Raw genomic sequence first — 14,374 nt, 5'->3', positions numbered from 1 at the left:
GTGGTGCGGAGAGGAGCCGGCACCGGCGCCCCTGGTGAGGACGGTGCGGCCGGCAGGGGACGGCACCACCCGCCGACCGGACAGCGGGTGCCCCCTCCCCCTGCCCGTCTGCCCCCCTGCCCGTCTGCGCCCCTGCCCGTCTGCCCCCCTGCTACAGAGTGATGTGGTTTTCGTCGGCCAATCCCTACGGAGCGCGGTGGTCCCGCCGGACCGGGCCGAACGACAATGGGCGCAGGCTGGAGCCGACGACGTCGTCGGCCGAGCCATCGCCCGGGACGCCGACACGGCGCAGCGGGATACGCCGTGAAGGCTGGACAGAAGATGCGGGGCGGGACCATGGACGAACTGACGACGAACGACGGCGTGCGGCCGACCTACCGCGGGGCACCGGAGGGCCGGTCTCGCCCCGTCCGTCGCGTCATCAGGACCAGCCGAGCGCGTCGGATCGGTCGAGGTCCAGGTGTCGACGAGGCCACCCGACGTCGCGGGCCAGCCGGGCGATGCGGTAGCCGTGCCGTGGCTTCTCCGACAGGCCGTGGCCCCGCTGGCCCAGGGGGTTCGCGACGCGCGATTCCCGTGGGATTCCGCACGACGCACGGCAATGCACATCACTGAGACGAACGACCGCACGACTGGAGCTCACAATGACCAGGTCGGTCATTTCACCCATGCCGAAAAACACTGAACAACGCGTTGACCGCGGCCTGAGGGGCGCAGATTCCGGACACTGCCGAACCCTGCCCTGGTCATCGCGCGAAGGAGACGACGCATGCCTGTACCTGGGACTCACCCGCTCCGCACCGGAGAAGACCGGTGAGCTCGTTCTCCTTGACACGCTGCGCCCCGATCACCGGTTGCACGGCGATGAATGCGTCTTCTTCCGCATCCCCTGCTCCTATCTGGGGATCGCCCGGGACGAGGTGCGGCACCTGGCGGGCCGCCGGGTCAGTGCGGACGGCGGCGTCGCGGCCCTCGTGTCGAAGTTCCTGGCCGCCTTGATCGGCGAGGACGACTTGTGGGACTCCACCAACGGCAAGCGGCTCACCCTCAACGCCGTGGACCTCGTCGCCCTGCTCGTCGCGGAACTCCTCGCGCCCCACCGGATGGAGTCCCCCGCGAACGGCAACGCGATGCTGGCCCGCATACGGTCGTACATCGACGAGAACCTGATGGACCCGGACCTGTCACCGGAGTCGATCGCGCGCGCCCACCACATATCCGTCCGCTACCTGCACAAGTTGTTCCAGAGCGACGGCACGACAGTGAGCACGCACGTGCGGCAGAGCAGGCTGGCCGCCTGCCGCCTCGACCTCGGACGGCTGGCGAACCGCAGACGGTCCGTGGCCGCGGTGGCGCAGACCTGGGGCTTCACCAGCCCTTCCCACTTCAGCCGTCTCTTCCGCCAGACCTACGGCCTGTCGCCCAGGGAATGGCAGGTCTCGGCCTCCGGACCGAACCTCTGACCCCCAGGGTCCGCCACCGACCGGCCCCTCGTGTGCGCTGCCACGCCGGCACCCGTGCGCCGGAACGCCAGGTGCACGGCCACAGCGCCGTGTTGTCGCGCCGCAGACGGCTGAGACGGCTGAGACCCTCCCGCACCCTCTTCCTCCCTCGCCGGTACGTCCGGCTCACTTCCCCGAACCGACCAAGGAGTTCGCCATGTCTCACACTGCCAACCCGGTGCAGCCGGTGCTGGAGCCCGCGGCCGCCGCGTTCGCGGAGGCCACCGCGAACCCGCCCTACCTGTTCGACCTCCCTCCGGCCGAGGGGCGCAAGGCGGTCGACGAGGTGCAGTCCGGCGACATCACCAAGCCCGCCGTGGACGACGAGTGGATCAGCGTTCCCGGTGGTCCCACAGGCCGGGTCCGCGCTCGCATCGTCAGGCCGGCCGGGGCCGAGGACATCCTGCCGGTGATCCTCTACATCCACGGCGCCGGCTGGGTCTTCGGCAACGCCCACACCCACGACCGCCTGGTGCGCGAACTGGCCGTCGGCGCCGGGGCGGCCGTGGTCTTCCCCGAGTACGACCTCTCGCCCGAGGCCCGCTACCCGGTCGCCATCGAGCAGAACTTCACGGTCGCCCGGTGGATCGTCGAGGAGGGCGCGTCCAAGGGGCTGGACGGCACGCGACTGGCCGTGGCCGGTGACTCGGTGGGCGGGAACATGACCGCGGCACTGACGCTGATGGCCAAGGAACGCGGCGGCGTCCCGCTGGTGCAGCAGGTGCTGTTCTACCCCGTCACCGACGCGAGCTTCGACACCGCCTCCTACCACCAGTTCGCCACCGGCTACTTCCTGCGCCGCGACGGCATGCGGTGGTTCTGGGACCAGTACACCACCGACGAGGCCGAGCGCGCCCAGATCACCGCCTCCCCCCTGCGGGCCACCACCGAGCAGCTCACCGGCCTGCCCCCGGCCCTCGTCATCACCGGCGAGGCCGACGTGCTGCGCGACGAGGGCGAGGCGTACGCGAACAAGCTCCGTCAGGCGGGCGTTCCGGTTACCGCCGTCCGCTTCCAGGGCGTGATCCACGACTTCGTGATGCTCAACGCCCTGCGCGAGACCCACGCCGCCGAAGCCGCGATCGCGATGGCCGTCACCACCCTGCGCACCGCACTCGACACGGCGTGAGAGGAAAGATCCCGGACATGTCTCCTGCTCCTCCCACGGTCGTCCTCGTCCACGGCGCCTTCACCGAGGCGGCGGGCTGGATCGGCGTCATCGACGAGCTCCAGCGCGGTGGAATCCCCGTGCTCGCGGTGGCGAACCCGCTTCGCGGCCTGTCCTTCGACGCCGCCTACGTGGCCTCCTTCGTCTCCCAGATCGACGGCCCGGTCGTCCTGGTCGGCCACTCGTACGGTGGTGCGCTGATCACCGTGGCGGGCACCGCAGACAATGTCGTCGGGCTCGTCTATGTCGCCGCCTATGTCCTCGAAGAAGGTGAGAGCCTCCGTGAGTTGCAGGACCGCTTCCCCGCGCCCCCGCTCGTCGGCAGCCTGAAGCGGTGGACCTACCCGGCCGACGGAGGGGGGACCGCCACGGAGTTCAGCATCGCCCCCGAGGCGTTTCCCTCCGTCTTCGCGGCGGACGTCTCCCCGACGGTCGCCGAGGTACTAGCGGCTGCCCAACGACCGCTGGCAGCCTCGGCGTTCACCGAGGCGGCCTCCGCGGCGGCCTGGCGCACGAGACCGTCCTGGGCCCTCGTGGCCGGCGCGGACCAGGCGATCAACCCCGACGTGGAGCGATTCGGCGCCCGGCGGGCCGGGGCGACGACCATCGAACTCGACGGCGCTTCCCACGCGGTCACCGTCTCCCAGCCCGCGGTGGTGGCCGGCCTCATTCGCGACGCCGTTCACGCGACGAGCTGAAGTGCGTGCGGAGTCGGAGGGGGACGGGCACCTCTATTCGATCAGCGCCGCCGGGCGTGCCGAGACTTCGGCGTCCTCCGCCAGGAACTTCTCCACCACGGCGTTGAAGGCGGCGGGGTTCTCGAGGAAGGGAAAATGTGAGTTTGCCACGTCGGTCGGGAAGACGTGAAGCCGTGCGTCCGGAACCTGCTCGGCGATGAACCGCTGCGAACCGGGATGCACGTGACTTCCGTCGCAGCCGATCACCAGGGTCGGCACATCGATCCTGGGGAGGACGTCGCGCCAGTCCTGTGCGCAGTGGTCGAACAGCAGGGGAACGCCGGCATGGGGCGGCGTCGATGTGATCTGCTCGGCGACGAAGGCCAGCATGCCGGGGTCCGGGTCGCCGGAGAACATGCCGCGCACGAAGTCCTGGCGCGTCTTCTCACCGTCCGGACCGGCGAGCGCCGCGCCGAGTTCCATGAGTCCCGCCACGTCGAATATGGCGCCGGAGTCCTGCTGTTCCCCGGCCGTCATCCAGGGAACGGCCGCGACGGCCGCGGGTTGGTCGACGGCGACGAACCGGCGGATCCGGCCGGTGCCGTACTGGTCCATGAAGCTCCACCACACCGAGACGCCCATCGACCAGCCCAGCGCGTCGAACCGGTCCAGGCGGAGCTGGTCGACGAGTTCGAGTACGTCACGCGCCAGGCGGGCGATGCGGTAACCGTGGTGCGGTTTGCCGGACAGTCCGTGGCCGCGCAGATCCACTGTGACGACCCTGCGGGACGGTGACAGGCCGCTGAGCTGGTGCCGGAACATCTCCTGCGTCTGTCCCCACCCGTGAAGCATGACCAAGGGAACGCCTTCGCCCCCACTGTCGCGGTACACGAGCTTCGTGCCGTCGTTCGTCGTCAGTTCTCCCACAGTTTCCCTATCCGGTGTCCGTATGGCGCGCCAGGCTCGTCCTGCCGCTTCGACGCCTCGATGTTCGAACGAGCTGACGTCAGACGCCGACGTCGTCGGTCCGCGAGTCGAGGAGCTCCTCGACTCTGAGACCCATGTGCAGCATGAGTCGGTCGGCGCCGTTGTCGAGGTCGAGACCGGTGATCTCCTGTATCTGGCGCAGGCGGTAGTACAACGACGTCCGGTGAAGACGCAGGGCGTCCGCGGTCCTGGGGATCGAGCCGGCGTTCTCGAGGAAGCACCGCAGCGTGTCCCGCAGCCGGGGGCCGCCATGGGCCTCGGTCAGGGTGCGCAGCGGCTTCGGGATCAGCGACTCGTTCAGGGCGTGCTCCGGTAGTTGCAGGAGCACGGCGAACTCTCCCAGCTCCGCCCAGTCGCCCACGCCCTTCAAGGCCGGCAGCCGACGCCCCGCACGGATCGCGACGAGTGCCTGCTCGTACGAGGTCCACGCGTCGGCCAGACCGGTCTGGAGGCCGCCGACGCCGACCACAGCGGGGGACGACTCGTCGAGGAAGGTGCTGAGTGTCTCGATGACACGTCTGGACTGCTCGCCGAGTTCGTTCGGGTCCGGGGGCCGGTCGCACACCTGGAGCAGGATCGCGCGGTCCTGCTCGATCGCCATGATGCCGTGCGCCGAACGCGTCTGCAGGAACCCTCCGACCGCGCCCCGGAGGGCTACCTCGATCTGCCCCGGAGGCTCCTGGCCCCGGGACACCTGGACGACGCTGACCACGGTGTACGGCGTGTCCCTCAACAGCCCACTGTCCAGTGCCCGCTGTCGCGCCGCGTCGCGCGCTGCCGGGCTGCCGCCGAGCAGTTCGAGCAGCAGGTCGCGCGCCTCGCTCTCCTCGGTGTCGGCCGCGAGGTGCTCCGCGTACATCTGCGCGGTCATGGGGCGGACCGCCCGCGCGACGACCTCCCTCTCCTGATCGGTCAGTACCTGTTGGGGCACGACGATCATCATCAGGCCGAGGAGGTGGCCGCGCTCCCGAAGCGGCACGACATAGCGGGGCAGCAGCCCGACATCGTCCCGGCCGTCGATGAAACCAGGCTTGGACCACTGGGCCACGCCCTGCGCGAGGACGTACCGGATGACCTCCCCGTCGGCGCGGCCCTGCAGCAGCGCGCGGACGCGCACGGGGTCCTCGTCGCCGAAGTGCCGGCTCGTGCAGATCATTCTGACCAGCGGGTCGTTGATCGCCACGGACCGGCCGAGTTCCTCCGCGAGTTCGTCGACGAGCCCCTGGAGCGCCTCACTGCCGGGGCGGGCTCGCTGGAACCGTTCGGTCATGCGGAGAACCTCTCCCCAGGCGAGCGGTCCCCCTTGCCCGGCGGCTTCACGACCACGTACCCGTCCTCGTCGCCTCGGCGGGCGGGCACCGCGGCAGTGGTGAGCGGGTTGCCGGCGAAGCCGTCTTCATCGGGTGGCGGTGCGCCTGGCGTCATGGTTCCGGCCTTTCAAACATGCAAGCACTTACGGCTCCAGCCTGGGACCGGCCCGTGTCCGGGGCATCGGCACGATGACTGCGAAGTGACTGTGGTCGTGGGGCTCGGCGTCCGCCGGGCTCCCACCGCGAGCGCCCCCGCTCTCGACATACGGCGCACATACAATGTTTTCGCTGCTCATACGCACTGAGGCCTGGGGGTCATCGGATGTCAGGCCACGATCTGTTCGGCAGGGACAAGGAGCTCGCCGCTCTGGACGCGCTCGTCGACGGGCTGCCCGAGGGCGGCAGAGCGCTCGTGGTCCGCGGTGCTCCCGGCATCGGCAAGTCCGCGCTTCTGTCCCGGGCCGAGCGGCGGGCAGAGAGCTCGGGAGTCACCGTGCTCACCGCGTCCGGGGTGGAGACCGAAACCCATCTGCCCTTCGCCGGGCTGTACGAACTGACGCGGACGATGCTGGACCGAGTTCCGGATCTGCCACCGGCGCAGGCGGAGGCGCTGCTCGGGGCCTTCGGAATGGCCGAGCCACCCCCCGCCGGACATACCCCGCAGCTCTTTCTGATCGCCCTGGCCACGCTCAACCTGCTCGGCGAGGCAGCGAGCCAAAGGCCCGTGCTGCTGGTCGTCGACGACGCGCAGTGGCTCGACTCGCCGACCATGGACGTTCTCCTGTTCATCGCCCGGCGGCTCGGGACCGAACCCCTGGGCATGCTGTTCGGCGTCCGCGACGGGCACGCGACCCCCCTGGACGCCCTCGCGCTGAGCGAGCTCCGGCTCCACCCTCTCACCACGACCGATGCCGGGGCCCTCCTGGACGCCACGCGGCCGCAGCTGGAACCGCCGCTCCGGCACCGGGTGCTCGACGCGGCCGCGGGGAACCCTCTGGCGCTCATGGAACTGCCCGCCGCGCTGCGCGAGCGGGGAGCCCCGGCCGAGGCCCTGACCTCCTCGGCCATTCCCCTCACCTCGAGACTCGAGAAGGCATTCGCGTCCCGGCTGCGCGACCTGCCGGTCGACACGCGGAACGTGCTGCTCGTCGCGGCCTCCGACGACGAAGGCGCGCTGGGCGAGGTCCTCGCGGCCGGTTCGGTCCTGGCGGGCTCCGACGTCTCTCCGGAAGCCTTGTCTCCCGCGGTGGAGATCGGCCTGGTCACGGCGGACGAACACCGGATCCGGTTCTGCCACCCCCTCGTGCGGTCGGCGATCCTGCAGACCGCCTCGCTCGCCGAACGCCTCGCGGCGCACGGCGCGCTGGCCGCGGTCCTGGACGGTCAGTCCGACCGTCGGACCTGGCACAGGGCCGCGGCCAGCGGTCGGCACGACGAATCCGTCGCCGTGGAACTGGACGAGACAGCCGCCAGAGCAGAGGCACGAGGCGCGCCGGCCGTGGCCCTGGCGGCCCTGGAGCGGTCCATCGCACTCGGCGACATCCCGTCGCGCAAGGGAAGGCGCCTGCTCAAGGCGGCGGAACTGGCCCTCGAACTCGGCAGGACGGATCAGGCCGCGACCCTTCTCCATCTGGCAGCACCGCTGAAGCTCGACGTACTGGAGCGGGCCCGCGCGGTGCTGCTGCGCGAGGGACTCGAAGTCGATGTGTCGAACAGCATCCCGCGTCTGCGCCTCCTCATCGCCACGGCGGAGGATGCGGCAGACTCCGGTGATCCCGAACTCGCACTGCGGCTTCTGCGCGTGGCAGCGCGACGATGCTGGTGGGCCGATCCGGGGCGCGCCCTGCGCGAGAGTGTCGTGGCCGCGGCCGAGCGGCTGCCCGTTCCGGAGCTGCACCCCGATCTGGTGTTCATCCTGGCCGCCGCCACCCCGCTCGAGCGCGGCGCGACGGTGATCGAACGGTTCGAGCGCCTGGAGTGCGAGGGCGGCTACGACGCCCTCGCCGCCGCCACGCTCGGTACGGCGGCCACGACGATGGGTGGCTACGACCATGCGGCGGGATTCCTCCGTCACGCGGCGGCCGGCCTGCGGGCCCAGGGACGGCTGGGGCTGCTCGCCCAGGCCCTGGTGTCCCTGTCGCACACGTCGGCGCACATCGTGGACTGGGAATCGGGCCTGCCGAGCGTGGCCGAGGCCCTGCGGCTCGCGGAGGAGAACGCCCAGCCCCGCTGGGTCACCGGTGCACTCGTCGCGAAAGCCCACCTCTCGGCGGTGCTCGGGGACCTGGAGACGGCGCAGACCGCCATCGAACAGGCTGAACGCCACATACTCTCCGTGTCGAACTCCTCCAACCTCGCCTTCATCCAGATCGCGCGAGGCATGATCGGACTCGCGGCCGGCCGTCACGCCGAGGCGTTCGCCTGCGTGTGGCGGGTCTTCGACGCCACGGACCCCGCGCATCATCCGTATCTCCAGACCGTCGCCATCCCGGTGCTCGCGGAGGCCGCTGTGAGCGACGAGGACAGGGCCCTGGCGCGCGACGCCCTCGGCCGGCTCGACGCGTCGGCCGCGGCCGCGACGGCTCGGATGATCAGGGCGAACCTGGGGTTCGCGCATGCCCTCCTGGCCGGCGACGAGGACGCGGAGGCGTCGTTCCGGTCGGCGCTCGACCTGGATCTGTCCCGGGATCCCTTCACACGGGCCCGCCTTCTGCTCGCCTACGGCGCCTGGCTGCGGCGTAGGCGCCGGGTGATGGAGTCCCGGGCGCCCCTGCGGATCGCCAGGGAGACCTTCGCCTCGTTGGGGGCGCGACCGTGGCACGAACGCGCCTGCCAGGAACTCCGCTCGGCGGGCGAGGGGGGCACGCAGACGATGCCCACGGACTGGGATCTGCTCACGCCGCAGGAACTGCAGATCGCGCAGCTGGCCGCGACGGGGCTCTCCAACCGGGAGATAGGCCAGCAGCTCTTCCTCTCCCACCGCACCGTCGGAGCGCATCTCTACCGGATCTATCCGAAGCTGGGGATCACCTCCCGCGGCCAGCTGCGGGAGAAGCTCCAGCCTGCCAGATGAGAGCGTTCGAGCACGCAGAGTCCCGGGCCGGTCGGTGGATCCGCGTCCCGGTTCTGTGGCTCTCCGGGGCCGCCTCAGTCGAAACGCAGGTCGGAGAGCTGCCGTTCGAGCGCGGTGACGTCGTCCTCGGGCGTCTCGTCGACCGGGCGGGCGGCCATGAGGGCGGACAGCTCGCCTGCCGCCCGCCGGATGCGCGCGGGCAGCCCCTCGGTGTACTCGTCGCCACCGGACCCCCAGTCCTCGGACGCCGCGTACACCGCTGTGGGGACGACCGTGGCGCGCAGATACGCGAAGAGCGGGCGCAGCGCGTGTTCCAGGACCAGGGAGTGGCGGGCCGTACCGCCCGTGGCCGCGACGAGGACCGGTTTCCCGGTGAGGGCGTCCGGGTCGATCAGGTCGAAGAAGGACTTGAACAGCCCGCTGTAGGAGGCGGTGAACACGGGGGTCACGGCGATCAGGCCGTGGGCGCCCGTCACCGCCTCGATCGCGGCGGCCAGCCGGGGGGACGGGAAGCCGGTCACGAGGTTGTTGGCGACGGCGACGGCCACTTCACGCAGCTCGACGACCTCGGTCTCGACGTCGTGGCCTTGAGCGGCGAGTTCGCCACGGGCCGACTCGGCAAGGCGGTCGGCCAGCAGGCGTGTCGAGGACGGGGTGCTCAGCCCCGCGGACACGGCGACGAGCTTCATGCGGCGGGCACCTCCTGGACGGCTCGCAGGGACCGGTGGGTGGGCGCGTCCGGCACGGCGGCGCCGCGGCCGATCGCGAACTCCTTCCGCAGCACGGGCACGACCTCTTCGCCGAGGATGTCGAGCTGTTCCAGGACGGTCTTCAGCGGCAGTCCTGCGTGGTCCATCAGGAACAGCTGCCGCTGGTAGTCGCCGACGACCGTGCGGAAGGACAGCGTCCGCTCGATGACCTCCTGGGGAGAGCCCACCGTCAGCGGAGTCTGCTCGGTGAACTCCTCCAGCGAGGGCCCGTGCCCGTACACGGGCGCGTTGTCGAAGTACGGGCGGAACTCCCGCACGGCGTCCTGCGAGTTCTTCCGCATGAACACCTGCCCGCCGAGGCCGACGATGGCCTCCTCGGGCCGGCCGTGACCGTGGAAGGCGTACCGCCGCCGGTACAGCTGGACCATCTGCCTCGTGTGATCGGCGGGCCAGAAGATGTTGTTGTGGAAGAAGCCGTCGCCGTAGAAGGCGGCCTGCTCGGCGATCTCCGGCGAGCGGATCGATCCGTGCCACACGAACGGCGGTATGCCGTCCAGCGGACGGGGCGTGGACGTGAACCCCTGCAGGGGTGTGCGGAACGTGCCCTCCCAGTCGACGACGTCCTCGCGCCACAGCCGACGCACCAGCGCGTAGTTCTCCTTGGCGAGGTTGATGCCCTGCCGGATGTCCTGGCCGAACCACGGGTACACCGGGCCGGTGTTGCCGCGCCCCATCATCAGGTCGACCCGGCCGTCGGCCAGGTGCTGGAGCATCGCGTAGTCCTCGGCGATCTTCACCGGGTCGTTGGTGGTGATCAGCGTCGTGGCGGTGGAAAGGATCAGCTTCTCGGTACGGGCGGCGATGTAGCCCAGCATCGTGGTCGGCGACGACGGCACGAACGGCGGGTTGTGGTGCTCACCGGTCGCGAAGACGTCCAGGCCGACCTCCTCGGCCTTCAGCGCGATGGCGACCATCGCCTTGATCCGTTCCTGCTCCGACGGGGTACGGCCGTTGGTCGGGTCGGGGGTCACGTCCCCCACCGAGAAAATACCGAACTGCATGGGTGCCTCGTTCCGGCGACTGTGTAGGTGCCGGAAATGTAGGCATCGGCCGGGCGGTCGTCGTGCCTGTCCGCGCAGAGGAGCTTGCCCGTCAGCGTCCTCTCCCGGCCGGCGTGGGGGCCGCAGCCCGCGCGACCGCACGTGCGCGGCATGGACACGCGACTGCCCGACCGGAATTCCGGTCGGGCAGTCGGAGTCGTCGGACAGCCTGACGGCATTCGGCGAGGTCGTCAAGGCGTTCCGGCGGTGGCCCCGCTTCGAGGCGGAGGCGGTGAGCCTCGGCTTCATCGGGGAACAGGCAGTTCTGGAACGACACACCGGCGGCGAGGAGGTGACACGGGAACTGTACGACCATCTGCTGGACATCATCGAGCGGCACCGGAGCGTGGAGTTCCAGCTGTTGCCACTGCGGCGGCCGGTGCATGCGGCTCTGGATGGGCCCATGCAGTTGGCCGAGACGCCGACAATCGGTGGTGTGCGTATGCGGAGGGCCAGGAGAACGGTCGGCTCATCACCACCTCGCAGGAGATCAGTCACCTCCACCAGCGCTATGCCTGGAGAAGCACTCACGGCAGCGGAAGTCAGGGCGACTGCGTCGAGGTGGCGACCTGCCCCGAGACCGTCCACGTCCGCGACTCGAAGGCACCGCAGGACGCGCAACTCGCCGTCTCCCCGGCGGCGTGGACCCGTTTCCTCAGGTACACCGCCGCACCGCCGAACCTCACACCCCCAGCAGCGGATTGGCCAGCGGCCGGTAGCGCGCCGCCGCGCCGTCCGCGCCGGTCCAGCGGAGCAGGAGGTTGGTCTTGGCGGGGAGGGCCGGGGCGGTGAGGAGGGCCGGGATCTCGGGCAGGTCGTGGCGGGCCAGGGCGGCGCGGGCGGCGGGCCAGGGGGCGAAGCCCGGGTGGTGCTCGGTGAGGGCGCCGGCGATCTCCAGCAGGTGGTTGACGACCAGGCAGTACACGAGCCGTTCCCAGCCGGCCGTGCGGGGCGTGTCCGGGAGGAGTTTGACGCCCTCGGCGTCCCGGAACAGGGCCTGGACCGGGGTGCCGTCCGCGTCCACGGCGACCAGCGTGTTCTGCAGGTGCGCCTCCAGGACGACGCCGTCGTCCGCGAAGGCGGTCAGCACGGGCGGGACGACGGCGGCGAGGTACGCCTCCCACCAGGCCGCCGGGTCCGTGGTGGCCGCCAGCGGGTTGTCCGGGAAGCCCTCCACGAGCGCGGCGGCGAGGAGAGGGGTCGCGCCGGGCAGGGCGCGGTCCCGCAGTCCGTCGCGGACGACGACGGCCAGTTCCTCGAAGGCGAAGTCCGCGGTGCGGTAGCCCCGGTCGCCGAGCCAGGTGGCCGGGGACCCGATGGCGTCGAAGGCCTCGGTGACCGCCGTGTCGGTGCGGCGCAGTTTCAGCAGGTCGTGGCGCCACAGGCGGCGGATGTCGTTGGTGATGCGCACGTCGAGGCTGAACTTCAGGAACAGGTCGTGCCCCGGAAGGTACTCGGGGGCGTACACCGTGCGGATCGCGGCGGTCGGCCAGGTGGGGAAGGCGGTCGTGCCCAGCCGGACGAGGCGGCCGTCGGCGAAGGCGGGGGCCAGGGCGGTCGCCGTCAGGTCGAGCTGCCAGGGGTGGGCCGGGAGCAGCCGGTAGCCGGGCGGGGCGTCGCCGAGGGCGTCCAGGGCGGCGGTGTCGCCCTCCTCGACGACCGTGTCCGCGCGCACGGCGAGCAGCGTCAGCGGGAAGCGGGCGTACGCCTCGGGCGCGTACGGCAGCCAGCCGGCGTGCGGGCCGCCGCCGCGCGCCTTGGGGGCGGGGTGGTGGGTGTGGCCGGTGAGAAGGGACTGCTCGGAGCGCAGATACGGGTCCTCGGGCGGGGTCGCACGCGCGCGTGCCGTCAGCAGCGCGGCCACCGCGTCCCGGCTGTCGGTCATCTCGGTGGGCAGTTCGTGGTTGGTCAGGCCGGTGTGCCGGCGCAGTTCCTCGGCGACCAGTTTCACCAGTTCGGTGTGGCCGACGCGGTGCCAGTCGCCGTCCGCCGCCCGGACCTCCGGCTCGGCGGGCCGCCGGCCCCCGCGCACGCGCAGCAGTCGGCCGCCGGGCAGCCGGTACACCGGCCGTTCGCCGGGGCCCGGCAGCGGTTCGGCCACCTCCCGCAGCAGGCAGTTCAGCAGCGGCACCGCCGCGCAGGCGTCGGCATGATCGGCGACGTCGTCCTGGAGGGCGGCGTCGGTGGGCGGGGGCAGGCGATCCACGCGTTCCACTCGTTCCCTACGGTCGGTCCATGGCGGAGATGGCGGGACGATCAGTATGTCTGTCGTCGCCCCTGCCCCGTGACGTCCCACTCGTACCCGAGGAGCCCGCCCGTGCATCGTCCCCCCAGCGCAGAGGCCGAGGTCGCCGACGAGCTGGCGGCCGTCCGTCCCGGTCTGGTCGCCCGGTTCACGGCCGAGCTGCCCGGTGCCCGTGCGGCCGTGCTGTCCCGGCTGTGGCGTGCGCTCGCCCATGAACCGCTGCCGTGGATCGCGGGCCGGGACTCCGTCCGGGACGGACTCGTCCTGCGCCTGCGGGACGGCCGCCGGCTGACCGGTCCGGCCGCCGACCCGTACCGCACGGACGCCTACGTCCGCGTCGTACGGCTGGACAAGGTGGCCTACGACGATCCGGCGCGGCTGATGGCGGGCCTCGGCGTACCGCACTCGGCGGGGTTCGGCGCCGAACTCGGGCACAGTGTCGCGTCGTTGGCCCTGTCCCGGGCAGGGCGGGAGAATCACCCGGACGAGTGGCCGGACAGCGACTGGGCCTGGGAGCAGCGGGTGGTCGACGGGCACCCGTACCACCCCAACTGCCGTTCCCGGCCGGGCTTCTCGGTGGCGGAGCAGCTCGCGTACGGGCCCGAGCACCAGCCGGTGGTGGGGCTGGGCCTGCTACCGGTGCCGGCGGACGAGTGCCTGGTGACGGGGATGTGGTCACGGGACCTGCGGGACGGGGCGCAGGTGCTGCTCCCGGTGCATCCGTGGCAGGCGGCGCACGTGCTCAAGAGGCCCTGCGAGGAGCGGCTCGCCGGGCATCCGCTGATGTCCCTGCGGACACTCGCCGTCTCCGGCGGGCCGCACGTCAAGACCGCGCTGAGCACCCGGCTGACGTCCTCGGTGCGGGACATCTCGGTCGCCTCGGTCGCCGCGTCGGCGGCCCTGTCGTCCCTCGGGGAGGAGCTGGCGGCGCGCATGGACGGCCTGCTCCACGTGACCCGCACGCTGGGCGCGGCCACCGCCCACTCCCCCGACCTGGCCGCCGTACTGCGTGAGTCGCCGCGGGTGTACGCGAACCCCGGCGAGCACGTGGTGCCGGTGGCCGCGCTGGCGACCACCGGGCTGCCGCGCTCCCCGGCGTGGCTGGCCGCCCTGGCCCGTCTCGCGCTCACCGTCGGACTGCGCGCGCTGGAGCTGGGCGTGGCGCTGGAGGCTCACGGGCAGAACCTCCTCGTCGTGCTCTCCCCGGCGGGCGATCCGCTGCGCCTGGTCTACCGCGACCTGGCCGACATCCGGGTCGGCCCGGCCCGCCTCGCCCGCCACGGCGTCCCGGTCCCCGAGCTGCCCTCCCGGATGGTCACGGACGACGCCACCGTCCTGCGCCGGAAGCTGTTCGGTTCGCTGGTGGGGGGTGCGCTGGCGTCGGTCGCGGGCTCGGCTCCGGTGCTGGGCGCCGCGCTGGAGGAGGCCGTACGGGAGCTGCCGCGCACCGAGGACCTGCGCGCGCTGTGCGCGGCGCCGCTGCCGGTGAAGGCGTTGACGGTGATGCGGCTGGCACCGGACCGTACGGGGGACGTCTGGACCGTGCTGCCGAGTCCGTTGACGGCCGGACTGCCGGCGCCGGGCTGATACCGGGCACGACGG

11 protein-coding genes and 1 pseudogene are annotated in these 14,374 nt (G+C 71.6%); 7 read left to right on the top strand and 5 right to left on the bottom strand.

Features of this window, described 5'->3' with window-relative positions; all coding sequences use genetic code 11:
• The first annotated feature begins 854 nt into the window (after positions 1-854).
• The 3 genes from KUM32_RS11180 (at position 855) to KUM32_RS11170 (ending at position 3,368) form a co-directional block, all read left to right on the top strand.
• Positions 855-1,463, top strand: coding sequence for a helix-turn-helix domain-containing protein (locus KUM32_RS11180; RefSeq protein WP_254405373.1), 609 nt, complete (start codon positions 855-857; stop codon positions 1,461-1,463).
• 196 nt (positions 1,464-1,659) lie between these two features.
• Positions 1,660-2,631, top strand: coding sequence for an alpha/beta hydrolase (locus tag KUM32_RS11175; protein WP_217141692.1), 972 nt, complete (start codon positions 1,660-1,662; stop codon positions 2,629-2,631).
• A 17-nt stretch (positions 2,632-2,648) separates the two neighbouring features.
• Complete coding sequence (locus tag KUM32_RS11170) at positions 2,649-3,368, top strand: alpha/beta fold hydrolase (RefSeq protein ID WP_217141691.1); 720 nt, start codon at positions 2,649-2,651, stop codon at positions 3,366-3,368.
• Between the two features lie 33 nt (positions 3,369-3,401).
• Here the strand turns inward: KUM32_RS11170 and KUM32_RS11165 are convergent, their stop codons facing one another.
• Both KUM32_RS11165 and KUM32_RS11160 read right to left on the bottom strand, forming a co-directional pair.
• A complete protein-coding gene (locus KUM32_RS11165; RefSeq protein WP_254405372.1) occupies positions 3,402-4,199 on the bottom strand; it encodes an alpha/beta fold hydrolase in 798 nt (265 codons plus the stop codon).
• Positions 4,200-4,353: 154 nt separating this feature from the next.
• Positions 4,354-5,604, bottom strand: a complete 1,251-nt coding sequence (locus KUM32_RS11160; RefSeq protein ID WP_217141689.1) for a CdaR family transcriptional regulator — start codon at positions 5,602-5,604, stop codon at positions 4,354-4,356.
• Between the two features lie 362 nt (positions 5,605-5,966).
• Here KUM32_RS11160 and KUM32_RS11155 point away from each other — a divergent pair, with 362 nt between their 5' ends.
• Positions 5,967-8,717, top strand: a complete 2,751-nt coding sequence (locus tag KUM32_RS11155; RefSeq protein ID WP_217141688.1) for a LuxR family transcriptional regulator — start codon at positions 5,967-5,969, stop codon at positions 8,715-8,717.
• 74 nt (positions 8,718-8,791) lie between these two features.
• Here KUM32_RS11155 and KUM32_RS11150 read toward each other — a convergent pair whose 3' ends face one another.
• Together KUM32_RS11150 and KUM32_RS11145 are read right to left on the bottom strand one after the other, a co-directional pair.
• The gene (locus KUM32_RS11150) at positions 8,792-9,406 is read right to left on the bottom strand and encodes an FMN reductase (RefSeq protein WP_217141687.1); all 615 of its coding nucleotides are present in this window, start codon (positions 9,404-9,406) and stop codon (positions 8,792-8,794) included.
• The gene (locus KUM32_RS11145; RefSeq protein WP_217141686.1) at positions 9,403-10,488 is read right to left on the bottom strand and encodes an LLM class flavin-dependent oxidoreductase; all 1,086 of its coding nucleotides are present in this window, start codon (positions 10,486-10,488) and stop codon (positions 9,403-9,405) included. The genes KUM32_RS11150 and KUM32_RS11145 overlap by 4 nt, the downstream gene beginning before the upstream one ends.
• Between KUM32_RS11145 and KUM32_RS43395 the strand changes: the two are divergent.
• Together KUM32_RS43395 and KUM32_RS44955 are read left to right on the top strand one after the other, a co-directional pair.
• Positions 10,391-10,894, top strand: a pseudogene (locus tag KUM32_RS43395) (hypothetical protein); the annotation flags it as partial. The gene KUM32_RS11145 and the pseudogene KUM32_RS43395 sit on opposite strands and share 98 nt — an antisense overlap.
• Positions 10,895-11,088: 194 nt before the next feature.
• Positions 11,089-11,319 (top strand): DUF397 domain-containing protein, encoded by a 231-nt coding sequence (locus tag KUM32_RS44955; protein WP_308408639.1) that lies wholly within the window; start codon positions 11,089-11,091, stop codon positions 11,317-11,319.
• Here KUM32_RS44955 and KUM32_RS11135 read toward each other — a convergent pair.
• Complete coding sequence (locus KUM32_RS11135; protein ID WP_308408638.1) at positions 11,210-12,742, bottom strand: IucA/IucC family protein; 1,533 nt, start codon at positions 12,740-12,742, stop codon at positions 11,210-11,212. The genes KUM32_RS44955 and KUM32_RS11135 overlap by 110 nt on opposite strands.
• Before the next feature lie 102 nt (positions 12,743-12,844).
• Here KUM32_RS11135 and KUM32_RS11130 point away from each other — a divergent pair, with 102 nt between their 5' ends.
• Positions 12,845-14,359 carry an IucA/IucC family siderophore biosynthesis protein gene (locus KUM32_RS11130; protein ID WP_217141683.1) on the top strand — a complete coding sequence of 505 codons (1,515 nt, stop codon included), beginning with the start codon at positions 12,845-12,847 and terminating at the stop codon, positions 14,357-14,359.
• The last annotated feature ends 15 nt before the right edge of the window (positions 14,360-14,374 follow it).

This window comes from Streptomyces sp. AC627_RSS907 (genome assembly GCF_019049165.1).
Note: the sequence above shows the minus strand (reverse complement) of the source record. Positions and strands in the feature narration are given on the sequence as shown.

What these genes read in the sequence shown, in the direction of transcription:
- KUM32_RS11175 (WP_217141692.1), top strand. Translation starts at nt 1,660, where the DNA reads ATGTCTCACACTGCCAACCCGGTGCAGCCGGTGCTGGAGCCCGCGGCC.
- KUM32_RS11170 (WP_217141691.1), top strand. Translation starts at nt 2,649, where the DNA reads ATGTCTCCTGCTCCTCCCACGGTCGTCCTCGTCCACGGCGCCTTCACC.
- KUM32_RS11165 (WP_254405372.1), bottom strand. Translation starts at nt 4,199, where the DNA reads ATGCTTCACGGGTGGGGACAGACGCAGGAGATGTTCCGGCACCAGCTC.
- KUM32_RS11160 (WP_217141689.1), bottom strand. Translation starts at nt 5,604, where the DNA reads ATGACCGAACGGTTCCAGCGAGCCCGCCCCGGCAGTGAGGCGCTCCAG.
- KUM32_RS11155 (WP_217141688.1), top strand. Translation starts at nt 5,967, where the DNA reads ATGTCAGGCCACGATCTGTTCGGCAGGGACAAGGAGCTCGCCGCTCTG.
- KUM32_RS11150 (WP_217141687.1), bottom strand. Translation starts at nt 9,406, where the DNA reads ATGAAGCTCGTCGCCGTGTCCGCGGGGCTGAGCACCCCGTCCTCGACA.
- KUM32_RS11145 (WP_217141686.1), bottom strand. Translation starts at nt 10,488, where the DNA reads ATGCAGTTCGGTATTTTCTCGGTGGGGGACGTGACCCCCGACCCGACC.